Source organism: Massilia sp. PAMC28688, assembly GCF_019443445.1.
In the GTDB taxonomy this organism is placed as follows: Bacteria; Pseudomonadota; Gammaproteobacteria; order Burkholderiales; family Burkholderiaceae_D; genus Telluria_A.
Genome location: NZ_CP080378.1, coordinates 4205291 through 4229180, shown reverse-complemented (window position 1 = coordinate 4229180; position 23890 = coordinate 4205291). Strand labels below are relative to the sequence as shown.

The window sequence follows — 23890 nt, the reverse complement described above, 5'->3', positions numbered from 1 at the left end:
CGGTTTTTTGAGGGGTGGGAACTTATCTGGCGCGCGCGGACCTGGCCTTGGCTTTTGCCACCGACGCACGCTGGGTCACGCTGACCACCGTGTCATGATTGCATGGGCGATCCATGCCGTAGCAACTATTGAGCAGGCAGTTCAGCCCATTCAAGGTCATCTCGGTCCAGGGCATGCGCACGGAGCTCAGGCGCGGCGCCGTGAATTCGGCCGTGTGGGTGTCGTCGTAGCCGAGCACCGACACGTCGCCCGGCACATTGATCCCGGCCTGCTGGAAGTACGACAGCGCCCCGACCGCCATCTCGTCATTGGCGCAAAACACGGCCGTGAAATCGTGGCCGGACGCCAGCAGCTGCGCGGCCGACTGCCAGCCGCCGTCTGGCGAAAAATCGCTCTTCACGCACCATACCTTGGCGGGATCAATGCCGGCGCTGGCCAGTTCGTCCATGAAGCCCTGCACCCGTTCCAGGTTGTCGGCCGCTTCGTCCGGGCCGGCAATCACGGCGATCTTGCGGTGCTTGTTGTCGATCAGCGTGCGCGCGGCCATCCGGCCACCGAGCGTATGGTCGATCGTGAAGCAGCGCTCTGCCATGCCATCGAGGCGGTGATTGAGCAGCACCATGCGGGCAGCGCGCGGGCCCAGGGCCGCGATATCTTCCTGCAGCAGGGCCGTACTCATGACCAGCACCCCGTCGCAGCCGCGCTGGTGCAAAAATTCAATGCCTTCCACCGCCTGCTTGCGCTGGTCCAGGCCACCGGTGCCGAAGCCCACCACCATGTTCAGGCCGGCAGCGCGCAATTCGGCATAAATGAGCTGCAGGATGGGGGTATAGAAGGTACCGGACAGGAAGGGAATATAGACCCCGACCATTTGCGAATTGCCCGACATGAGCGAGCGCGCGGCATGCGAGGGCTGGAAGTCCAGTTCAGCGATTGCCTTGCGCACGCGCTCAAGCGTCTTGGGCGAGACCGCGCCCTTGCCGCTCACGACGCGCGAGGCTGTCCCAAGTCCCACGCCGGCCAGCTGCGCTACATCTTTTAGGGTTGCCACCTGGTTGATCTTTCGTCCGTCATCAAAGGAGACAGGATACTGCAAAGGAGCGCAGCGCGACAAGCGCCGGCTGTGCCTTCAGCGCAGCGGCGCGCGGCACATCGCGCCAACGTATTCGGCGTGGCCCGGCATGGCCGCCACGCAGGCCGCGATCGTCTTGCGCACTGCCTCCAGAAAGGCGGCGATATCTTCCTTGCTGCGCTGGTCCACCAGCGGGTGGTAGCCACTGGCGCGCAAGCCCTGCCCGTGCATCACCTGCAGCCAGCTGGCATCGGCAAACAGCTCATCGCCCTTGCGAAAAATGCGGCCATGGCCCTGGTACAGGGCAATGCGCTCGCGCACCGTCTCGGGCACCTCCATGCTGCGGCAGTAGTCCCACAACGGCTGCCCGGCGCGCGCGTTGAGGTGGTAATGCATGATGAGAAAGTCGCGGATGCGCTCATACTCTTCGTCGCTCTGGGCGTTGAACAGGTCAATATCGGCCTGGGCAAAACCACGGTCCGGAAAGCAGCTCACCAGGCGCATGATCGCCGTCTGCACCATGTGGATGCTGGTCGATTCGAGCGGCTCCACGAAGCCGCCCGCCAGGCCAATGGCGACGCAGTTGCGGTTCCATGCCTTTTTGCGCTTGCCGGTGGTAAAGCGGATCAGGCGCGGCTCGGCCAGCGCCTCCCCGTCCAGGCTGGCCATCAGGATCGACCGGGCTTCGTCGGCACTCATGAACTGGCTGGAAAAGACATGGCCGTTGCCGGTGCGGTGCTGCAAGGGAATGCGCCACTGCCAGCCGCTCTTGCGCGCAGTGGCGCGCGTGTAGGGTGCCAGGGCCGCTCTGCCGGCGCAGGGCACGGCAATGGCACTGTCGGCCGGCAGCCAGTGGCGCCAGTCTTCAAAGCCGGTATGCAGCGCCTGTTCAATGAGCAGGCCGGCCAGGCCGGAACAGTCGATGAACAGGTCGCCCGCAATGTGCTCGCCGTGTTCCATGACCACCGCTTCAATGAAGCCGTCGCCCTGGCGCAGGCGGGTGCCCACAATGCGCCCTTCCACCCGCACCACGCCCTGCTCTTCGCTGATGCCGCGCAGGTAGCGCGCGTACAGGCCGGCGTCGAAATGAAATGCGTAGGCGATGTCGGCCAGCGGGGAATTGGGCATGTCTGTGGGCGGGCGCATGAACTTGTCGTGGCGCGGCGCCAGGGTGTTGATGGAAAACGCGCCCAGCTCGTCGGCCTCGCCCGCCTGGTACATCTTGAGCCAGTACTGGTAGAACCTGGCCACGGCCTGGTCGCGGCCAATCTGGCCGAAGCCGTGGATGTAGGAGTCGCCTTCGCGGCCCCAGTTCACAAACTCGATACCGAGCTTGAATGTGGCCTGGGTGTTGCGCATGAACGTGTCTTCGTCCAGCCCCAGCATGTGATTGAAGGCGCGGATGCTGGGAATGGTCGCCTCGCCCACGCCGATGGTGGAAATCTGGTCCGATTCGACCAGGCGAATCCGGTGGCCCGCCGGCAGCAAGCGCGACAGCGCCGCCGCCGTCATCCAGCCCGCGGTGCCGCCGCCGACAATGACAATGTCGCCGATCGGCTCGTTCACGGCGCCCTCACTGCTCGTTCCTGAGCGCGGCGGCGATTCCTTTCTGGGCTTTTTCGACCGGCATGCGCGTGTTCCAGAAGGCGGTGAGCACATCCTGCATGGCGCCGTTCTGGTCCGGCGTCAGATACACCTCGCCAATGCCCACGTGACGCGTGCGGTCCTTCATGATCTGCATGCCGATCCTGGCGCAATGGTCCATGCTGCTCGCGTCAACGTCGCCCCGGATCGGAATCGATCCTTTGAGCTTGTTGAATGACACCTGCGTGGCTGGCGCCACGATGGTACTGGCCAGCAGCTTCTGGTACTTGATCTGCTGCGCGTTGCCGGTCTTGGGAAACACAAAGGCGTCACCCTGGATCAGGTAGGGCGAGCTGGCATTGAAGCCCGCGATGCAGCCGTATTCCTTCCCCGCCGTCATGCGGGCGGCCGCAAATTCTCCCTTGGCCCAGTCGCCCATGATCTGCATGCCTGCCTTGCCGCTGATGACGAGCGCCGTGGCATCGTTCCAGTTGCGCCCCGGTGCACCCGGATCGACATACGATTGCAGGCGCTTGAAGGTGGTGAGCACCTTGCGGAAGGCGGGCGAATTGATCGCTGCCGGGTCACGCTCGCGCAGCACTTTCAGATACAGGTCGGTCCCGCCCACATGCGCCAGCATCGACAGGAACAGGATGTTTTCCTGCCACGCCTGGCCGCCATGGGCCAGCGGGATGATCTTTGCCGCCTTGAGCTTGTCGAGCGCGGCGAACAGTTCGTCCACGCTGGCCGGCTCCTTGCTGATGCCCGCTTTCTGGAACGCGGCCTTGGAATACCACATCCAGGCCTGCATGTGGATGTTGACCGGCACCGCATAGTAATGGCCATTGACGCGAATGACATTGAGGATCGGCGCGGGCAGGAACTTGTCCCAGCCTTCGCGCGCGGCCACGTCGTCCACATTATTGAGCATGCCCTGTTCCACCAGGTCGGTGAACTGCTTGGTGGTGTTGAACTGGGCCGCCATGGGCGGGTTTCCGCCGACGATCCGGTTGATGGCCACCGCGCGCGCCTGGTCGGCGCCGGCAATGGCCGAATCGCTCCACACGCCGCCCTGCTTGCGATAAGCGTCCGCAATCGTGCGCACGGCCGCCGCTTCGCTGCTCGACGTCCACCAATGGATCACTTCGGGCCGGGGATTGCCGGCGTGGGCTGCCGTGCAGGCGGCGGCCAGCAGCGCCGCTCCCGCCAACTTTGCTACTGTGTACATCGCGTCTCCTGAGATTGCAGGTCTGTGCCGGCGTATTTTGGAAGGCTTTCCAAATGATGGGTTTGACTATATCATCCAATGAATTTGGGTGTCAACGCGCAGCTGCCGCATGCGCATTCGCCTCTGCCGGCGTGCCCCACCCGTTCGACAGCGCGGCGCTAGTGTCCTGAATTGCTAGTTCGTTGAATAATAAATGTGACGAAATCGGCCCGAGTCAAGGAGCAAAGCACAGCAAGGCCGAGGCCTTGCGCGCATTTGCGACGCAGGATCGGGGCGATTCTCGTCATATTTATTCAACGAATCTGCAATTCAGGACACTAGGCTGCCTGCTTGACGCCCGCGCGGCAGTGGGCGGCAATGAACGCTTCGTGGCCCGGCATGGCATCGACGCATTTGCGGATCACCGCCGCGGTGCTGTTGAGGAAGTCGGCGATATCTTCGGGCGCGCGCTGGTCCACCACCGGGTTGTATGAACGCGGGCGCATGCCCTGCCCGTGCATCACCTGCAGCCAGCTGTCTTCCGGGAACAGCTCCTCGTTCTCGCGCACGATGCGCCCGCGGCTGGCGAACAGGTCGAGCTTGCGCTGCAGCGTCTCCGGCACGGCCATGTCGCGCACATAGCGCCAGAAATCGGAATCGTCGCGCCCACTGACCTTGTAGTGGCAGATCAGGAAGTCGCGGATCTGCTCGTACTCTTTGTCGCACAGGCGATTGAAGGTGTCGATATCGGCCTGCTCAAAGGCGCGGTCGGGGAAAAAGCTGATCAGGCGCATGAGCGCCGTCTTGACCAGGTGGATGCTGGTTGACTCGAGCGGCTCCATGAAGCCACCGGCCAGGCCGATGGCCACGCAGTTCCGGTTCCAGAACTTCCTGCGTTTGCCGGTGGTGAAGGTAAGCAGGCGCGGTGCGGCCAACGGCTTGCCATCGAGGTTGGCCATGAGGATCTCCTCGGCGGCGCCGGCCTGCATGAAGCGGCTGGAAAACACGTGACCGTTGCCGGTGCGGTGCTGCAGCGGAATGCGCCACTGCCAGCCTGCGGCATGCGCAGTCGCGCGGGTGAGCGCGGGCATCGGGCCATGCGACTCGCACGGCACAGCAATGGCGCGGTCGCACGGCAGCCAATGACTCCAGTCCTCGTAGCCCGTGTGCAGCGCCTGCTCGATCAGCAGGCCCGCCATGCCGGAACAGTCAATGAAAAAGTCGCCCGCGATGCGCTCACCGTTTTCCATGACCACGGCCTCGATGAAGCCGTCGCTGGCGCGCAACGCCGTGCCGACAATGCGCCCTTCCGTGCGGCGCACGCCGCGGGCCTCGCTGTAGCTGCGCAGGTAGCGCGCGTACAGCCCGGCGTCAAAATGGAAGGCATACGACATGTCGGCCAGCGGCGAATTGGGCAGGTCGGGACGGCCCCGGCTAAACTTCCCCAGGCGCGCGGCCACGGTGTTGATGGCATACGGTTCCAGGCTGGTGGCATGGCCCATCTGCTGCATCTTGAGCCAGTAATGGAAGAAGTTGGCGGTAGGCTGGTCGCGCCCCACCGAGCCGAAGCCGTGGATATAGTTGTGGCCCAGCTTGCCCCAGTTGACGAATTCGATTCCCAGCTTGAAAGTGCCTTGCGTGGCGCGCAGGAAGTCGTTTTCGTCAATCCCCAGGTGCAGATTGAAGTTGCGGATGCTGGGAATGGTGGCCTCGCCCACGCCAATGGTGGAGATGGCATCCGATTCGATCAGCCGGTAGCTGTAGAGCCCCGGCAGCAGCGCCGCCAGTGCGGCGGCCGTCATCCAGCCGGCGGTGCCGCCGCCCACGATCACGACCTGGCGAATGTGCTTGTCCTTCATTGACTCCCCTCGCAGTCCATGCAAAAAAGGCCGATGGGGTCCGCTGCCAGGCAAGACCTCATCGGCCAGCGCGCCATGCAGGCCGCGAACAGGCAGATAAGCTTAGTAGTTGACGCCCACGCGCAGGCCGAACATGCGCGGCTCGATGTAGCTGGCGATCATCTGGGCGCCCAGGCCGCTGCCACCCCAGTTTTTCGCGCGCTTGTCGCTGATATTACGTACATAGGCTTCCGCATGCCAGTTGCCTTCGCTGGCATCGAGCCGGATCGAGGCGTCGCCCACCGCATACGCCTTCTGGAAGCGGCCAATGTGGCGGAATTCGTCATTGCGCACGTCGAAGTACGCCTTGTCGCGCCAGTTCACCTTCACGTACGGCGTGATCTTCATGCCGTTGGCCAGGTTGAACGCCTGCGAGCCATGCAGCATGAAGGTGTACTTGGGCGCGTTCGGCAGGCGGTTGCCGGTCACGTCGTACAGGCGCTTGCCGCTGTCGGGACCGGGACCTGCGAACGGCGCCGGGCAGCGCTCCTGATCGAATTCGATACGCTCCTCGCACAGGTAATCGTCGCTGTAGGCCCCGTAGTCGCGGATCGAGGTATTCAGGTTGGAGAAAGCGCCGCCAATCCTGGCGCCCTTCCACGGCTTGTAGTCCCACTCCACCTCCAGGCCCGAAATGCGGGTGTTCCCCACGTTGATCGTGCGCCAGGTCTCATACACGTCGCACTTGGGCTGATCGGCAGCGCAAGGCTGGCCATCCGGCGGCAGGTACTTGGTGACGAAATAGGTACCGGTCAGCTGCTGGTCCTGGTAACGCATGGCAAACGCCACTGCCGACAGACTCAGTCGGTTATCCATGAACTTGCCCTTGTAGCCGAACTCCAGATTCGTTACCAGTTCCGGCTTGTAGGGGAGGAAGGTCTCCACGCCCGGCTTGCCATCGAGGCAGGTGTGGCCCCCGCAGCTGTCGACCCGGTCGCCAAATCCGCCTGCCTTGTAGCCGGTGGACAGTGCCGTGTAGGCCATCTGGTTTTCCGTGACCTGCTTTTGCAGGCCAAGGCGCCACGTGACCTTTTTCCATTCTTCCGAATGGTCGTTGGGTGATGGCTTGCCATACAGTTCGTAGGCCTCGAAGCTGCCGCCCACGCGCGGGCCCAGGTCGTAGCCTTGCGGGATGCGGTAGCCCGGCGTATTCGGCGTGCCGGGGTCGTAGGTGCCGCGGTAGAACTCCTTCTGGCCCCACCAGCCGCCCAGGTTCAAACCATCCTTGTCGGTCTTGCTGTCAATGCTGTAGCGCGCCCCCGCTGTGGCAACCCAGGTAGGCATAAAGCGCCAGTCGGCCTGGGCGAAGACCGCCTTGGCATCGACCTGGCGGTTCGGCTGGGCGTAGAAGGCGCCCGAAGCCAGTGCATGCGGCTTGCGGAAAAAATCCACCACCTCGTAATTGATCTGGTTCTTTTCGTGCATCCAGAACAGGCCGGCCACGTACTGCAAGGTATTGAACTGCTGCTTGAGCTGCAGTTCCTGCACGGTGGAGATGTACTTGGAATCCCAGGTGGCCTGGTAGCGGTCATCGAGCGGCCAGGTACCCCAGTTGTTCGCATCCGGACGGTTCGGATAGTCGGCGCTGATCTGGAATGGCAGCGCGGCGGTCAGCCCCTTGTCGGCGTCGTAGATCTGAAAGCGGCGCTGGTCTGCCACCATGAAATTGTAGTCAAGGCTGGTATGCTGGTTGACGTTCCAGCTGGCGCCGCCGCGCAGCGATTTGATCGACATGTCGGTCTTGCCCGGCACATTGATCAAGAGGTCGAATTCGCCGCCGGTGCAGGCGTAGCGGGTGCCGGCGCGCTGCTCGCAGTCGGCAAAGCTGGTGCCGCCGGCGCTGCTGTCCTGGAACAGTTCAAAGGCCGCGTTCAGGGTCAGGTCGGGCGTGGCGCGCACGCGCGCGGCCAGGCGGGCCGCATACGAGTCCTGGTTGGTGTAGAAGTCCTGCTTGTTGACCGGCGTATTCCAGCGCTGGTCCACGTCGGGAATGCCGTCCGGGATCCAGCCGCGCGCCGGGTCGTTCGCCTCGCGCATGTCCTGCATCTGGTTGGCATAGCCATCGCGTACCACGCGCGTAAAGGCGGCGCGCACGGCCAGCTTGTCATTGACCGCGATATTCTGGATGACGTTGATCTGCTTCTTGTTGTAGTTGCCAAGGTCGATTTCCGCCTTGCCGTAATTGCCGTTGAAGTCGGGCTTGGAAGAGATGACATTGACACTGCCGCCCGTCGAGTTCCGTCCAAACAAGGTGCCTTGCGGGCCGCGCAGCACTTCCACCTGCTCCACGTCGAACATCAGTGCCTGCGCGCCCTGGGGCCGCGGCGAGTACAGGCCGTCGATATGGAAGCCGACCGCGGGGTCGCCGATTTCGGTGGTGTTGGACGAGGTGATGCCGCGAATGGTGATCTGCACCGCCGAGTCGCCCGTCTGCTGGATATTGACGTTCGGGATTTCATTGGCCAGGTCCTTGGCGCTGGTCACGCCCATGCGTGACAGGCTGTCCTGGCTGAAGGCCGTCACCGCGATCGGGGTCTTGAGCAGCGAGGTTGAATAGCGGGTCGCCGTGACCTTGATCTCGGGAACGTATTCTTCGCCGCTGGCGGCATCGCCCGGTGCCGGCGGGCTTGCCGTCTGCGCATGGGCAGACGTGCTGCCCAGACTGCAGGCGCTGGCCACGGCCAGGCTGATGAATGTGCGCTTGGTATTCAGTTGCAACATCGCGTCTCCCAATTTTGTCGTTTGTTTTTGTCGTTATTGTTCTTGCTGCCGCGCACCGGCACAGGATTATCCCACCTGGCAGGCCCAATCAGTGCGTTCTTCCCAATGATTGGAAACGCTCCCAATTGATGACAAAATATATCACTCATTGTTTTTCAGTGTCAACGACACATTTTCAATGATTTAATAAAAAGATTTCGCTTAACAACATGCGACACTGGCGCCGGTGCGACAAGGGGACAAGTTATGAGGATGGGTGTGCTGTGCGGCCTGCTGGCCGGGGCGATGTGGGGCATGGTGTTCATCGTGCCCAGGATGCTTCCTGCCTTCTCGCCGGTGGAACTGGCGCTGGGACGCTACATTGCGTATGGCGCCATCGCGCTGGGCCTGATGCTGCCGCGCCTGGGCAAGCTGGCCGCGCGCCTCGGGCGCAGCGACTACGCCGCACTGGTGCGTCACGCCATGGCCGGCAATATCGTGTACTACATCCTGCTGGCCATGGGCGTCACGCTGGCCGGCGTCAGTGCCACTTCGCTGATCATCGGCGTGCTGCCCATCGCCGTTACACTGCTTGGCCGCAATGACCAGGGTGCGGTGCACGTGCGCGCCCTGGCCGGCCCCCTGCTGGTAGTGGGCGCCGGCATTGCCTGCATTAATGTGGACGTGTTGCATGCCGCGCGCGGCGCCGCCGCAGACCCGGCCCGTACCGTGCTCGGGATCGCATGCGCGACCGGGGCCTTGCTGTGCTGGAGCTGGTACACGGTCGACAATGCGCGCTACCTCAAACGTACGCCGCATTTCACCAGTGCCGAATGGTCGGCGCTGTACGGCCTGGCCAGCGGCGCCATTGCCCTCGTCATGAGCCTGGCAGGCATGGCCATCTGGCATGGGGATATTACCGGTGCAGCGGGCGCCGCGAGCGGCCGCGACTGGACCCTATTCTGGGTCACCAACACCCTGCTCGCGCTTGGCGCCTCGGTGATTGGTAACCATTTGTGGAACATTGCCAGCCGCCGCGTTCCGGTTACCCTGTCCGGCCAGCTGATCCTGTTCGAAACCATGTTTGCCCTGTTGTATGGCTTCATCCACGCGCAGCGATGGCCGCGCATGCTGGAACTTGCCGCAATGGCCTTGCTCGCCATCGGCGTGACCTGGTCAGTGCGGATCCACGCAGTCCGGGCGCGCCCCTTGCATGCGTAATATCTACCTGAAACACTTTCTTTTTTCAATCATTGCTGGCCCTAAATGTTGTAGGTTGAAGCGCGGACAAACGCGTTATCTATTCCTACATGAGTACTGCTTTCCGGCCGACTCAACTGGCTCTGGCGCTCGCCTACTATGGAGACACTCGGAATCGCCACGTGTCGGTTCCGACACCGCATGTTCGCGTGAGTATCAACAAAAATATCAATAGGAGAACGATTATGGCTAACAATCAGGGCGGCAACAATCAAGGCGGTAACAAGGGCAATAACCAGTCCGGCGGCAACAGCGGTAACCGCGGTGGCAACCAGGGCGGCGACAACCAGAGCGGCAATACGTCCACTCGCGGTTTCGCCTCCATGGATCCGCAGCGTCAGCGCGAAATTGCTGCCGAAGGCGGGCGCGCAGCGCACGCATCCGGCAATGCCCACGAGTTCACCCCGGAAGAGGCACGCGAAGCCGGCAAACGCAGCCACAGCGGCGGCAATCAGCAGAGCGGCGCCAATAGCGGTTCGCGCGGTTCGGCCGGCGCCGGCAGCAAGCAAAGCGATTCCGGCGCCGGTGCCGGCGCCAAGTCCGGCGGCAATCAGTCTTCCGGCGGTAACAACGCCGGCGGTTCGGGATCGCGCTCCAGGTAGACTTTCCTCCTGGGCCGGGTGATGCCGGCCCTGTAAGCGGTGCCTCACCAGCACCGTGCAGTACGGATAGCCCGCTCTCGCGGGCTATTCTTTTTTTCTCCCTGCCGCCCCTGCCTGCGCGGTCCTCCGGCGCTTTTCTTCCTCAGACCGCATTGTGCACATGCAGCATCCGTTGTTGCATTTTTGCACTCTGTGGGAACGTTTCCAAACTCTTGTTGGCAGTCCTGATCTTTTGGTGTATCTTTGCGAAAATACATTATGGAAACGCTTCCATACGTCCCGTCCGCGGCGCCTTGCCAGCGACATTTACATGGAGAGAACATGAACAAATCCAGCACAGCTATTGATTCTCGCGCCGCTGTGCGCCCGCATTTCAGACTCAGTCCGATTGCGGCCGCCTGCGCATGCCTGCTCGTCACCGGCGGCAGCGCCCAGGCCCAGGAAACCGCCACCGAGGCGCAGGCAAGCAACGCGACCACTACTGTCGTGGTGACCGGCATTCGGCGCAGTATTGAAGACTCCGTCGCTACCAAGCGCAATTCCGATTCCATCGTGGAAGTGGTGTCGGCGGAAGAACTGGGCAAGCTGCCCGACGCCAGCATTGCCGAGTCGCTCTCGCGCCTGCCGGGCGTGACCGGCCAGCGGGGCCCGGACGGGCGCGTGGATGTCATTTCCATTCGCGGGCTGTCGCCGGAGTTTTCCGGCTCGCTCCTCAATGGCCGCGAGATTGTCAGCTCCAACGACGCGCGCACGGTGGAGTATGACCAGTTCCCCTCCGAGCTGATCGGATCGGCCCTGGTCTACAAGACGCCGGACGGCACCCTGATTGGCCAGGGCTTGTCGGGCACCATCGACCTGCGCGCCCGCAAGCCGCTCGACACGCGCGGCCGCCAGATGTCCGTCAACCTGCGCGGCGAAAAGAATTCCAACGGCAACCTGGTGGACGGCGTGGCCTCCCCCATTGGCAAGCGTTTCAGCCTGTCGTATGTCGACCAGTTCATGAACAACACCTTCGGCATTGCCGCCGGTTTCGCCCGGCTAGACGTGGCCACCAATGTCAAGCAAACCGAGCTGGTAATGTACGGCGATTTTTCGCCCTACGGTCTGCCCGTCACGGGCAACGCCCCATCGAAGCATCCCTACGCCGAAGGCTTGACGGGCAACTCGATGCTCCCCATGTTCTGGACCGCGACATCGTCCACCAAGCGCAACACCCGCGACGGCCTCATGGCAGTGCTGGAATACAAGCCCAACCGCGACCTGCACAGCCAGCTGGACCTGTACTACTCGCGCTTTGACACCCACGAAGTCGGCGGCAAGTTCTTGTCGAGCATGTTCGCCACCTGGGGCGGCGGTGTGTCGCCGAATCTGTCCAATCTTGGTTTGACCCAGGTGGGCCAAAATACGTTCACGACAAGCGCAACGGCGGACAAGATGCCCGTCACCACCGGCAACTTCGACACGCGCCGCAAGGACAGCATCAAGGCCCTGGGCTGGAATACCGCCCTGCGCCTGAACGACGCCTGGCAGGCTGTGGCCGACGTGAGCATGTCGCGCAGCGACCGCAATGAAAGCTATAACGAAGCCTACGCGGCGCCCTATGACAGCGCGACCCAGAGCTGGGCCTACGGCGCCTTCAGCTGGCATGTACCGGTCGATGGCGGGCGCCAGACCTGGACCCCGCAGCAAAGCGACTACCTGTCCAACCCCGCCATCGTCAAGCTGGGTGACCAGCAGGGCTTTGACTTCGTGGGCGACCAGGATGCTTACACCGGTGCCATCCGCAACCCGAAGATCCGCGACGAACTCAAATCGGCGCGCATTTCGTTCAATCGGCGCCTGGACGGCTTCTTCAGCAACTTCAGCGCCGGCGTCAACCTGACCAGGCGCGACAAGGACGTGGCCAAGAATGAAACGCGCCTGCTCATGCAGCGCGACGCCAACGGCAACTACATCCGCGATATCCCCGCCAGTGCCCTGCGCGCGCCAATCGACATGTCGTGGGCCGGCATTCCGGGCCTGATCCGCTACGACGTTCCGTCGCTGGTGAGCGCCGGCACCGTCACCCAGCAGACCCTGTTCGCACAAAAAGTGGACAACGACTCCGGCGTCCACGAAAAGGTGCTCACTGCCTTCGGCAAGCTCGATATCGAATCCGAAGTCATGGGCATCCCGCTGCGCGGCAACGTGGGTCTGCAGGCGATCAAGACCGAGCAGAATTCGACCGGCTGGGAATACCGTGGCAACAACGCCACCCCCGACATCAACCAGCTGTTTGCGCGCAGCGGTGGCGCCAGTTATACCGATTTCCTGCCAAGCCTGAACCTGGTGGGCGAACTGCCGCGCAACTGGATTGCCCGCTTTGGCCTGGCCAAGACGCTGGCGCGGCCAAACATCGTTGACATGCGTGCCGGCTCCAGCACCCCGACCGTGATTATCGAAGAGGGCCCCGACCAGGGCAAGTGGCGCACCGCCTATTCGGGCAATCCCGAGCTCGAGCCATGGCGCGCGAAATCGATTGATCTGTCGCTTGAAAAATACTTCGGCAAGCGCAGCTACGTGTCGCTCGCTGCGTTCCGCAAGAACCTGGACAGCTATGTGTTCACGGAGACGGTGGCGCGCGATAACTCCAACATTCCACGTCCGCCCAACGTCCCGCCAGAAGTCGTGGTGCAGCAGTTCGGCCCCGTGGAACGGCCAGCCAACGGCGAAGGCGGCAAGCTGACAGGTATTGAACTGGCCGGTGCGCTGGAAGGCGGCATGGTCCATCCAATGCTGGACGGCTTCGGCGTGGTCGTGAGTGCCTCCAAGCTCAATAGCGCGCTGTATGACAAGAAAGGTGACGAGATCAAGCTCAATGGCCTGTCCGGCACTTCCGGCAGCGCCACCGTGTACTACGAGCGGGCAGGCTTTTCGGCGCGCTTTAGCCAGCGCTATCGCTCCGCTTTCACCGCCACCAAGCGTGACATCTTCCTGACCGCCACCACGCGCGAAGAAGATGCCGACCGCGTGGCCGATGCGCAGCTGGGCTACGAGTTCCAGGATGGGACCTACAAGGGTCTGTCGCTGCTGCTGCAGGTGTATAACGTCTTTGACCGCTCCACGCAAAACCGGGTCACGCCGGGCGACAATGCGCCGGACAAGTCGATGCTGCTGCCGAACTACCGTTACTACTTTGGGCGCTCAGTTGTCATCGGCGCCAATTACAAGTTCTGACGGATGCCGTGCGCGGGGCGGCTTTTCCGTCCCGCGCACTGTGCTCTAACACAGGAGACAATGCGCATGGCCCTTGAACCTGTTCGCCGTATCGTCATTGCCGGCGGCGGCACTGCCGGCTGGATGACCGCGGCCGCCCTGTCAAAGCTGCTGGGCCCTGCATGCCGCATCGAGCTGGTGGAGTCGGAAGACATCGGCACTATCGGCGTGGGCGAAGCGACCATCCCCCACATCAACGAATTTAACCAGGCCCTCGGCATCGACGAGGATGCATTCGTGCGCGCCACCCAGGGCACCTTCAAGCTGGGGATTGAATTTGTCAACTGGGGCGCGGTTGGCGAACGTTTCATCCACGGCTTTGGCCGGGTTGGCCAGCCTGGGGACGCCCTGCCCTTCCACCACTTCTGGCTGCGCATGGCAGCTTTAGGCAAAGCCAGCAAATTGGAAGCCTATTCCATGAACACGGCGGCTCCCCGCGCCGGCAAATTCATGCGTGCGCGACCCGAGATGGCCGGCTCCCCCATGCAGGACCTGGTGCATGCGTTTCACTTTGACGCCGGGTTATATGCGCGCTTTTTGCGCAGCCATGCCGAAAACATGGGCGTGGTACGCACAGAAGGCAAGATCGAACAGGTGCTCCAGCGCGAACCGGATGGCTTCATCGAGGCACTCGTCATGCAGAACGGCGCGCGTATTGAAGGCGATTTCTTTATCGACTGTTCCGGCATGCGCGGGATCCTGATCGAGCAGACGCTCAAGTCGGGATACGAAGACTGGTCGCACTGGCTGCCCTGCGATCGGGCCATTGCGGTTCCCTGCGAATCGGCCGGGCCGCTGCTGCCCCTGACGCGCTCCACGGCCCACGCTGCCGGCTGGCAGTGGCGCATCCCCCTGCAGCATCGCACCGGCAATGGCCACGTGTACAGCAGCGGCTTCATGGAGCAGGATCAGGCTACCGGCATCCTGATGGACAACCTTGACGGTGCGGCGCTGGCCGAGCCACGCCATTTGCGCTTCCAGACTGGCCGCCGCAAGCGGTTCTGGAATCGCAATTGCATCGCGGTGGGCCTGTCGAGTGGTTTCCTGGAGCCGCTCGAATCGACCAGCATTCACCTGATCCAGACGGCTATCTCGCGCATTGCGAGCTTTTTTCCACATGGCGGTTTCGATCCCGTTGATATCGCCGAATATAACCGCCAGACAAACGTGGAATACGAATTCATTCGCGATTTTCTGATCCTGCACTACAAGGTGACGCGGCGCGATGACTCTGAGTTCTGGCGCTACTGCAGCAACATGGCCATTCCGGACAGCCTGCAGCGCAAGATCGACCTGTTTTCCAGCAGCGGGCGTATCTACCGCGAGCAGGACGAACTGTTCACGGAAATGAGCTGGCTGCAGGTGATGATTGGCCAGGGCGTGATGCCGCGCGCCTACCATCCTTTTGCCCAACTGCGCCCTGAAGCTGAGGTGCACGCCTACCTTAATAATGTGGAGCAGGTGATCGCCCGCTGCGTCCACGCCATGCCGACCCAGGCCGACTTTATCGCCGCCCACTGCAAGGCCGGCACCAATCCAGAAAGATGACATGACACGTACAACACTGCATATGCTTTTCATTGGACTGTGCGGCCTTGCCGCCTGCGGCGGGGGTAGCGCCGGACCCGGGGCGGTTGCCATGCCGCCGCCAGCGACGCCAGCGCCCACACCGGCCATCCCGCCCGGCGGCGTGCCGGCGGGATGGAAGCTGGCATGGGCCGACGAATTCAATATCGATGGCTTGCCCGATGCGAGCAAATGGGACTACGACACCAGCCGCAACAAGCTTGGCTGGTACAACAATGAACTTCAATACTACTCACGCGACCGGGCCGAGAATGCCCGCGTGGCCGACGGCCGGCTAATTATCACGGCCCTCAAGGAAAAGCTGGCCAGTGCACCTGACTACGGCCGGCAGGCCTATACCTCGTCACGGATGCTCACGCGCGGCAAGGCGGAATGGACGTATGGCTTTTTCGAGATTCGCGCCAAGCTGCCCTGCGGCTTCGGTACCTGGCCGGCGATCTGGATGCTCGGTAAAAGTGGCGACTGGCCGCTGCAGGGCGAAGTAGACATCATGGAACACGTGGGCCAGAAGAAGGGCGAAGTGCTGGGCACCGTGCATACCGCCGCATACAACCACACGCTGGGCACGCAGAAAGGCGCGACCACCACCGTGCCGGATGCCTGCGACGCCTTTCACAACTACCAGCTCAAGTGGGACGAACATCAGATCGTCATTGGTGTCGACGACAAGTACTACTTCCAGTTCGCGAACCCGAAGGATGGCGATGTGCGCAAGTGGCCATTCACGGGACCGCAGTACCTGATCCTCAATATCGCGCTGGGCGGGGACCTGGGCGGGCCGGTGGACGATGCGATCTTCCCGGTGCGGATGGAGGTCGATTATGTGCGGGTCTATCGTCCCTGATGCCGGCAGCTGTCAGGTGTGGCGCAGGTCGTCCACCGCTTTGCCGCCGAACGTGTCGGCCAGCAGATAGCTGACCAGCTGGGCGGCGCAGTCGGCAGGTGCCACCAGCTGGCCTTGCCGGTGTAGGTCCAGGAACCGTTGGCGCAGGGGGAAAATGTCGTCCGGCGTTGCGCGGATCGCTGCCTGCATGCCAGTATCAATGATGCCAGGCGCCAGGCTGCAGATGCGGGTGCCCTCTTCCGCATCCATCTGGACGGCGCGCGCGTGGTGGTCCAGGGCGGACTTGGTGGCGCAGTAGACACTCCAGCCGGGATAGGCACTGCGGGCCGCGCCACTGGACACGTGCAGGATGCGGCGCTCGCTGCCAGGCGTGGCCTGGGATACGGCGGCGGCCAGCATCAGCGGCGCAGTGACGTTGAGCGACACGGCTGCCGCCACATCAGCGGGCGCTTGCTGGTGCAAGGAGCCGACTGGCTGTACGGTTCCGGCGTTATTCACCAGTAGCACGGTGGCGCAATCGCTGACGAACGATTCCAGCTCGCCGCTATTGAGCCATTCCAGCATGGCCGCGGGATTTGCCAGATCGATGCGATTCTGTACGCACAGTGATGGATACTGCTGCGTCAAGGCAGAAGAGGCATGGCGCGCCAGGCCAAGGACAGGGATGCCGCGTGAGAGCAGGTTGAGAGCGATGGCTTCGCCCAGGCCCTTGCTGTGGCCGGTCACGATTGCTTTGGTTGATTCTTTCATGTCGATGCTTCCTTGACGAGCGAGGCCGTTATTGTTGCGATGCTTGACTTTCATTGCTGCGCGCCGGGTCCGACTTTTATTCATTGACGGGTGCTGTAAAGCGGCCTAACGCTTGTTGAACCAGGCGGATGTCAGCCTCCCAACTCCGCCTCTGCGCCTTGAAGTGGGTAATTCTTGCCGCTTATAGTACTACCAGCACAAATAGTTTGACCTCTCCTCCAGGCAAGAAATGAATGTTCACATTGAATATGTTCTTACTGCCATACCTGAGCACCATCAGATTAAGTCGCCACGTTTGCCATCGAAGCGGATTGGCCCACCTTGGTAAAGATGTGTCATCTTGTCTATGGTTGAGGCTGATATTCGGGATTAGTCTGGGCCGCCCAATTCCGCTTCTTCACCCTGAAGAGGATAATTTTTGCTGTTTGCGGTCGCCCCGTAGAGAAAAATTTTGACATGTCCCCCGCGCAAAAAATGGATGTTCAAAATATTCATGTTGTCGCTGTCATACTTTGGAACGGGGGCCATTACTACGCGTTCGCGCTCCATGCCATCCACCAGCTCCGTGATATTTACGGTTATATTCATATTGTTGTGCCATTTACGGGGAACTTCGACACAACAAACAAATCCTCCTCCACCGGAATGCTCCAGCAATGACATCCCACTGACGGCGTCGCCCTGGTCGACCTTGAGTGTGAATTCGGCGATTGGGATGCTGGTGTGGTTGTAGCCCACGATAGTCGCATTGAAGCGCCCGTTTTGGCTGCCACAACCTGGTGCCACACTGGCAAACAACAAGAGAAGTGCAATAGGGCGAGTGATTCGATTGATTCGTAAAGGCATTTACCTATCCCACTGACGAGTTTTGCAATGCGGCTTGTGGAACGTTTCTATTGAAATCACCATCTGGATCATTTTGGTCGAATCCCACAACGCTGGGCCACTATCCCATGCTCCATCGGAGCTCTGCATCGCTTCGTGGAACTTTATGACCGTCTCTGAAGGGTCCCCCATGAGCGCGACAGCGGCAAATGTTCGACAATAGGGGTTCGCATGGTCAGCGCCTTAAAATCTGAAAGAGCCCAATGTCATCATGAACATCAACAGCGTAAGTAGCCAGAACCCCCATAGTTCCAGAACCCGCAGGCTGGACCGCCGCCCCTCGATCCGAGAATAACTTCGTACGGCATAGAAAGTGGCGGTTGCCATCAATAGGAACCCAATCCCGAAACCAACAACTGCAGTGCCAGCAGCCACACCAACGCACCCAGCATTGCGGCAAGATCCTGCGATGCTGCCCGAGAAAAACTTTACAAAAATAAAAGCAGCTATTGCGATTCCCAACAGGCGAAGTGAGAGAATGCGGTTTTTTTCAAAAGTCATGGGAAGACGTCCGGTAATCCCCCCAGCAAATGATCGCATTTAAAAGTAGAATTTTCTAACTTAGCATTTGAAAGTTCTGCATGAAGACTTCCCGCTTTACCGACAGCCAGATCATCGCCATCCTGAAACAGGCCGAAGGTGGCTCGCCCATTCCAGAGCTGTGCCGTGAACACGGCATGAGCGCGGCCACGTTCTACAAATGGCGCTCCAAGTTCGGCGGCATGGACGCCTCGCTGATGGCCCGCATGAAGGAGCTCGAAGAAGAGAACCGTCGGCTCAAGAAAATGTATGCCGAAGAGCGCCTCAAGGCAGAGATCGTGGCCGAGGCCCTCGCAAAAAAGTGGTAGCGCCATCTCGCCGACGGGAGATGGCGCGCAGCTTCGTTGACGCTGGACGGGTGAGCATCAGGGCGGCGTGCCTAGCCTTTGGCATCAGCCAGACCTGCTTCCGCTACCAAGCCAAGCTCAATGCCGAGAACGAGGCCATTGCCGATTGGTTGATTCGCCTGACGAACAACCAGCGCAACTGGGGCTTCGGCCTAAGCTTCCTGTACCTGCGCAACGTGAAGGGCTTCAAATGGAACCACAAGCGCGTCTACCGCATCTACCGTGAGTTGGAACTCAATCTGCGCATCAAACCGCGTCAGCGCCTGGTGCGTGAGAAGCCCCTGCCTCTAGCGGTGCCCACGGCGATCAACCAGACCTGGTCGATGGACTTCATGCACGACCAGCTTGCCGATGGGCGCAGCATTCGTCTGTTCAACGTCATCGACGACTTCAACCGTGAAGGCTTGATCATCGACGTCGATTTCTCGCTGCCATCGGAGCGCATCGTACGGTCACTGAATCAACTGATCGAATGGCGTGGCAAGCCCCGCATTATCCGTTGCGACAACGGTCCCGAATACATCAGCGAGACGACCAAGATGTGGGCCGCCAAGCATGACATCGAGATTGCGTTCATCCAGCCTGGACAGCCGCAGCAAAACGCTTACGTCGAGCGCTACAACCGCACTGTACGCTACGACTGGCTGGCACATCATTTGTTCGATTCCCTTGATGAGATTCAAGACTTTGCCACGCACTGGTTATGGACTTACAATCATGACCGGCCACACATGGCCCTTGGCGGCATCACTCCGATTCAGAAATTGGCCCTCGCCGCATAGCCTCTACTTTTGGCGCCCATCATTAATGGGGGGATTACCGTCCTTTGCCGTTTGGATAATAAATATTGTTGAGCTTAATTGCAATCCCACCACGCAACGATCGGCAATTCCATCAGCCCGTGTGGGACCGCCGGGACTTGCAGGGGGCTGGTAGCTAGAAGCGGTTATGGCTGCAAATTTCTTCGGACCGGATACCTGAACAGGGCAATTAAGGCACATGCTAACACTGGTACAAATGAAATAAATCGGACTACGATGGCGATTACCTCATGGTCCGATCGGTGGCTAAAGTTATACCAAAAACAAAAGCCAAGCATTGGAGCAGCCATTAACATAAGCCCATACCAGCCAGTCAATGCCAAAGCGCGCGGTACCAGGAGCGGGTTTTTCCGGTGCAAAACGACAAAAATGGTCAGAACCACGGCCAAGGCGTAGAAGTAAGCGAGATTAATGCTGTCAATCAGTAAAGTAATGCGATACCAGGTCATGCGTTTGCTGTCTCGGCCTTGAACACAGTTGGCCTCCGCTGAGAAATTAAGTTATTAAATCCACCTGGCGGCGCTGGCGTTTTTGACTCGTCGTACCGCCAATTCAGAGACATCTCAACAAAAAGACCGCGAATGTCGGAGCGCAACTCGGCATTTTCCTCGGCTACCTTGTGTTTAACACCGACCATTACGCATGGCTGTAACGCCTTTCGCCCTGGCAGTCGTTAGCGACGGTTTGCTATCGAGACAGGACAAGATGTGCTGGCGCTCAGCTTCTCCCTGCTGCTCGGCAGACGAAGACTGGACCGGCCCGACGCCGGCGGACGATCAATTTGTCGTTGCTGCAGCGATTCCGACACAAAGCTCCAACTCAGCACATGCGACAGACAAGTTTTCAACTGTCCCGCGGTCCGTCGAGCTACTAAGGTGGAGTTTAATCATTCCAACGTCCTCGAAATTTCCACCGGGATTGGAGCAATCGCGACCACCACACCGCAGTTGCCTCCTGCGGGGAACATTCTTGACTATACTACGGAATTCTGTATCCGTTGATATAGGGAAGCCGTCAAACCGCAACGACCCTGCAAACGCTTTACGCGGAATAAATTCTGACTCCGTCGCCCCATAAACAATTCGTGGCAATACCAAATCAACGTTGATAAATTCGGCACGGGACTTGTCGAATTCACCAGTCCCCACTGAAATCCCAAGCTCGTCCCAGATGCACAAAGTAATCACGCGATCACCCATTATGCAACGTGCTTCCCCGGGAAGCGTAGCCTTCCAACGATCCAGTTTTTCGCCGAGCCAGACCCTTTTTCCATTAACCGCAAAAACCGGGCCGTCAATGGATACCGTTGGCCCATGGGCTGCAAGTTGCGGCACGGAGGCTACGCGTTTTTCAGTGGCCGGCGTTGTTTTGGCATCGCATCCGCTAAGGAGACGCTGATTAATTCAAGCGCGGACGTTTCCATCGTCAGCCAGACCTGAGACAATACCGGTACTTTCACCGCGCCGCCATCGATCATGCAAAAGAGCTTTTCCGACCTTGAGTACGCCGCTAAGAAGAAGCTGACGCGCCGCGACCGCTTCCTCGCTGAGATCGACGTGGCGACGCCGTGGGGCAAGCTGCATAAGCTGATCGAGCCGCACTATCCGAAGGTGACTGGTGCAGGCCGTCCGCCGATCGGCTTGGCGCGCATGCTGCGCATGTATGTGGCCCAGCAGTGTTTTGGTCTGTCCGATGAGGGTATTGAGGACGCCATTTACGACAGCCAGGCGATCCGCGCTTTTGTTGGTATAGACCTCAATCGCGAGAGCGCACCGGACGCGACGACGCTGCTCAAGTTTCGCCACTTGCTCGAAGCAAAGGGGCTGACGCAGAAGATCTTCGAAGCGATCAACGCGCACCTGGCGGCCAAAGGATTGATGATGCGCGAAGGGACCATTGTGGATGCCACCTTGATTGCCGCGCCACCGTCGACCAAAAACAAAGACGGCGAGCGCGACCCGGAAATGCACCAATCGAAGAAGGGCAATGACTGGCATTTCGGGATGAAAGCGCACATCGGCGTTGACGCTGCATCGGGCCTTGTGCATACCGTCGTGGGCACCGCTGGCAATGTCTCCGATGTGACGCAAGCACACGCTCTGCTGCACGGCGATGAAGTGGCGGCCTTTGGCGACGCCGGTTATCAGGGCGTTGAAAAGCGGGCCGAGAACATCGGCAAACCGGTGACCTGGCACGTGGCGATGAAGCGCGCCAAACGCAAGGCGCTGCCGAAGAACAAGCTCGGCCGCATGACCGAAAAGCTTGAGCATCTCAAGGCGAGCGTGCGCGCGAAAGTCGAGCATCCATTTCATGTCATCAAGAACCTGTTCCGTCATCGGAAGACGCGCTACCGTGGCTTGGCGAAGAACACCGCCCAGTTGTTCACACTGTTCGGCTTCGCCAATCTGGTGCTGGCCGGCCGGCGATTTACGATCACTGAAACCCGAAGAGTGTCCTGAGTGCCGAAAGGCGCAAGGAATACTGCAATTTCGTTGAAAACCCGGCAGAAACGGCACCGAAAAAGCGCGTCGCGATTCTTCGGCGAGGTCGATTCCTCCAAATTTCGGGAACCCGCTGAAATCGTCAATTGATCAGCGCCTCCCTAACAACCGCTGAAATGGCGGCGGTTAAAATCAAATAGGTGCACTTCATTTCGGCCGCTCAAACGTTAAATTTCGAGATGCTTGTTAAGCTAGTCCCAGCCTCTGATCCCGGGGCAGTCGCGAGCAAGAAAGGATATGATCCTGTTGCGTTCTACTTTAACGGAAAACTAACTCCTAGCCCGCTATAAGCTGAAACTTGCGGAATGTCACAAATGTCCGACAAAAGGTCGAGCGGAGGATAGGCCACTTTTAGCATCTTTCACAATTGATCTTTCGTCCGAAGAGACTGGAGCACTTGCAGGAATATCCTCTTGCCCTCCTCGTACGGCGGCGGCACCTTCCCTTTCAAGCCCGGTCGCATCACTTTATTATGGTCCGGGCGGAGCGTGTCAATGATTTTGAAACACCTGGTTGAATTGGTGAGAGTCTAAATCTCGGATCTCAGGCAGCTTTCGTCTCCATCGCCGGTGGGTTAATCCATGCTGCCGTTGGTAGCTTCTGCGGCTGCGGCATGCGGTGTTTGAAACGGTTCGGCGTGCGCTGGAATGCATCTGCCAGAGTGGCTTGTCGTTGCTTGCGTACTTCGATCGCGCGACCGGTGTGGACGCTCTCGGGCGTCATCATTCCGATGCCGGAATGGCGATGCTGCTGGTTGTACCAAGTGAAGAACGTGGCGCAGTGAGCGCGCGCGTCAGCCAGCGAGCCAAAACGTGCTGGGAATCCGGGCTGGTACTTCATGGTCTTGAACTGCGCCTCCGAGTACGGGTTGTCGTCGGAGACGTAGGGCCTGCTGTGCGACTTGGCGATGCCCAGATCGGACAGCAGCGTGGCCACTGGCTTAGAGCGCATGCTGCTGCCTCGGTCGGCATGCAACGTCAGCGCGCCCGGCGAGATGCATTCCTTAGCGGCGGTGTCGGCGATGAGTTGCTCGGCCAATTCGGCGGTTTCCTGCTCGGCCACCATCCAGCCGACGACGTAGCGGCTGAAGATGTCGAGTATGACGTACAGATGGAAACAGGTTCCTCTGACCGGCCCCTTCAGTTTCGTGATGTCCCAGCTCCAGACTTGATTGGGCACCACGGCCAGCAGCTCGGGCTTGGCGTACTCTGGATGGCGTAGTTGGTTGCGCCGCTCGCGCACGGCGGCGCAGCCCTGCAGCAAGCGATACATGGTGCGTACCGAGGCCACATAGCGCCCTTCGTCGAGCAACTGGGCGTGGATGGCTGCAGGCGCGCAATTGGCGAAGCGCGGGCTGTTGAGCACGTCAAGTACGACGCGGCGCTCCAGTTCCGACAGCGCCAGCGGAGGCCGCCTCGCTGGTGCTGTCGCGACAGGGGGCGGCAACAGGCAGATGTGGCGCGCGGCGCGGTCGCGATACAGGGCGCTGCGTGGCAGACGCAAGGCGCGACACGCAGCGGCCAGGCCGACCTGCTCACCCAGGCTGTTGGCGGCATTAATCACTTCGGCTCGCTCGGTGTGTCGCTGGTGCTCAGACCCAGCAGAGTGGAAAGTTTTTTTTGGACGTCGATAATCAAGTCGGCCTTGACCAGCTTCGCGCGCAGGCGTTCTACTTCTTTTTCCAGCTCCAGCACGCGCCGCGTCTGGGCGGCAGCGGGATCAGCTTTCGGGCCGCGCTTGCGCTCCAGAGCGGCGACCTCGCCTGCAGCTTGACGCTGCTTGCGCCACGTCGCCAGGTGGGACGAGTAGATGCCTTCCCGACGCAGCAACGCGCCGATGTCGCCGGGCGCCACGCAGGCGTCAGCGGCGGCCAGAATGCGCAGTTTCTCGGCCTTGGAAAAAGCGCGCCGCTTGGCAGTGGGGACGACCTCGGGGTCTGGCCGTTGCGCTTCGGAAGGCGACACGTCGGTGGTGTCCGGGGGAGCTACTGGAGTGCTAATTTGATGCTTTCGGTTGTGCATTTGGGGACCTACTGCT

At 60.6% G+C, this 23890-nt stretch carries 17 protein-coding genes; 7 read left to right on the top strand and 10 right to left on the bottom strand.

The features are described from left to right. Positions 1 to 22 precede the first annotated feature (22 nt). The 5 genes from KY495_RS18895 to KY495_RS18875 all read right to left on the bottom strand — a co-directional run bounded on the left by KY495_RS18895 (position 23) and on the right by KY495_RS18875 (position 8482). Complete coding sequence (locus KY495_RS18895) at positions 23 to 1051, bottom strand: LacI family DNA-binding transcriptional regulator (RefSeq protein WP_219880885.1); 1029 nt, start codon at positions 1049 to 1051, stop codon at positions 23 to 25. A 78-nt stretch (positions 1052 to 1129) separates the two neighbouring features. Further along, a complete protein-coding gene (locus KY495_RS18890; RefSeq protein ID WP_267876160.1) occupies positions 1130 to 2638 on the bottom strand; it encodes a tryptophan halogenase family protein in 1509 nt (502 codons plus the stop codon). Positions 2639 to 2645: 7 nt separating this feature from the next. Beyond that, the gene (locus KY495_RS18885; protein ID WP_219880883.1) at positions 2646 to 3884 is read right to left on the bottom strand and encodes an ABC transporter substrate-binding protein; all 1239 of its coding nucleotides are present in this window, start codon (positions 3882 to 3884) and stop codon (positions 2646 to 2648) included. A gap of 317 nt (positions 3885 to 4201) precedes the next feature. Next, positions 4202 to 5722, bottom strand: a complete 1521-nt coding sequence (locus KY495_RS18880; RefSeq protein ID WP_219880882.1) for a tryptophan halogenase family protein — start codon at positions 5720 to 5722, stop codon at positions 4202 to 4204. A 102-nt stretch (positions 5723 to 5824) separates the two neighbouring features. Then, positions 5825 to 8482: a TonB-dependent receptor gene (locus KY495_RS18875; RefSeq protein ID WP_219880881.1), complete on the bottom strand. Its 2658-nt coding sequence runs from the start codon at positions 8480 to 8482 to the stop codon at positions 5825 to 5827. 246 nt (positions 8483 to 8728) lie between these two features. Here KY495_RS18875 and KY495_RS18870 point away from each other — a divergent pair, with 246 nt between their 5' ends. From KY495_RS18870 to KY495_RS18850, 5 genes are all read left to right on the top strand, one after another. Next, on the top strand, positions 8729 to 9682 hold the full coding sequence (locus KY495_RS18870) for a DMT family transporter (protein ID WP_219880880.1): 954 nt from the start codon (positions 8729 to 8731) through the stop codon (positions 9680 to 9682). A 224-nt stretch (positions 9683 to 9906) separates the two neighbouring features. Continuing rightward, positions 9907 to 10323, top strand: a complete 417-nt coding sequence (locus KY495_RS18865) for a KGG domain-containing protein (RefSeq protein WP_219880879.1) — start codon at positions 9907 to 9909, stop codon at positions 10321 to 10323. A gap of 321 nt (positions 10324 to 10644) precedes the next feature. After that, complete coding sequence (locus KY495_RS18860; RefSeq protein ID WP_219880878.1) at positions 10645 to 13539, top strand: TonB-dependent receptor; 2895 nt, start codon at positions 10645 to 10647, stop codon at positions 13537 to 13539. Positions 13540 to 13605: 66 nt separating this feature from the next. Next, positions 13606 to 15126 carry a tryptophan halogenase family protein gene (locus KY495_RS18855; protein WP_219880877.1) on the top strand — a complete coding sequence of 507 codons (1521 nt, stop codon included), beginning with the start codon at positions 13606 to 13608 and terminating at the stop codon, positions 15124 to 15126. A gap of 1 nt (position 15127) precedes the next feature. Beyond that, positions 15128 to 16009: a family 16 glycosylhydrolase gene (locus tag KY495_RS18850; RefSeq protein WP_229518364.1), complete on the top strand. Its 882-nt coding sequence runs from the start codon at positions 15128 to 15130 to the stop codon at positions 16007 to 16009. A 12-nt stretch (positions 16010 to 16021) separates the two neighbouring features. Here the strand turns inward: KY495_RS18850 and KY495_RS18845 are convergent, their stop codons facing one another. From KY495_RS18845 to KY495_RS18835, 3 genes are all read right to left on the bottom strand, one after another. Continuing rightward, positions 16022 to 16759, bottom strand: coding sequence for an SDR family oxidoreductase (locus KY495_RS18845; RefSeq protein WP_219880876.1), 738 nt, complete (start codon positions 16757 to 16759; stop codon positions 16022 to 16024). Positions 16760 to 17128: 369 nt separating this feature from the next. Then, positions 17129 to 17605, bottom strand: a complete 477-nt coding sequence (locus KY495_RS18840) for a DUF3304 domain-containing protein (protein WP_219880875.1) — start codon at positions 17603 to 17605, stop codon at positions 17129 to 17131. 222 nt (positions 17606 to 17827) lie between these two features. Next, entirely contained in the window at positions 17828 to 18145 is a 318-nt protein-coding gene (locus tag KY495_RS18835; protein ID WP_219880874.1) for a hypothetical protein, read from the bottom strand. Between the two features lie 80 nt (positions 18146 to 18225). Between KY495_RS18835 and KY495_RS18830 the strand changes: the two genes are divergently transcribed. Beyond that, a protein-coding gene (locus KY495_RS18830) for an IS3 family transposase (protein WP_219880873.1) occupies positions 18226 to 19313 on the top strand; the annotation gives its coding sequence in 2 pieces (ribosomal slippage) (positions 18226 to 18478 and positions 18478 to 19313; 1089 coding nt in all). 1378 nt (positions 19314 to 20691) lie between these two features. On the opposite strand, the gene KY495_RS18825 is transcribed toward KY495_RS18830, so the two are convergent. After that, positions 20692 to 20829, bottom strand: a complete 138-nt coding sequence (locus tag KY495_RS18825) for a hypothetical protein (RefSeq protein WP_219880872.1) — start codon at positions 20827 to 20829, stop codon at positions 20692 to 20694. Here KY495_RS18825 and KY495_RS18820 point away from each other — a divergent pair. Next, the gene (locus tag KY495_RS18820; RefSeq protein ID WP_219880848.1) at positions 20828 to 21811 is read left to right on the top strand and encodes an IS5 family transposase; all 984 of its coding nucleotides are present in this window, start codon (positions 20828 to 20830) and stop codon (positions 21809 to 21811) included. The two genes, KY495_RS18825 and KY495_RS18820, sit on opposite strands and share 2 nt — an antisense overlap. A gap of 585 nt (positions 21812 to 22396) precedes the next feature. Here the strand turns inward: KY495_RS18820 and KY495_RS18815 are convergent. Beyond that, positions 22397 to 23874, bottom strand: a protein-coding gene (locus KY495_RS18815; RefSeq protein ID WP_374040954.1) for an IS3 family transposase whose coding sequence is annotated in 2 segments (ribosomal slippage) — positions 22397 to 23446 and positions 23449 to 23874 — 1476 coding nt in all. Because the reading frame shifts where the segments join, the coding sequence is not laid out codon by codon here. Positions 23875 to 23890 lie beyond the last annotated feature (16 nt).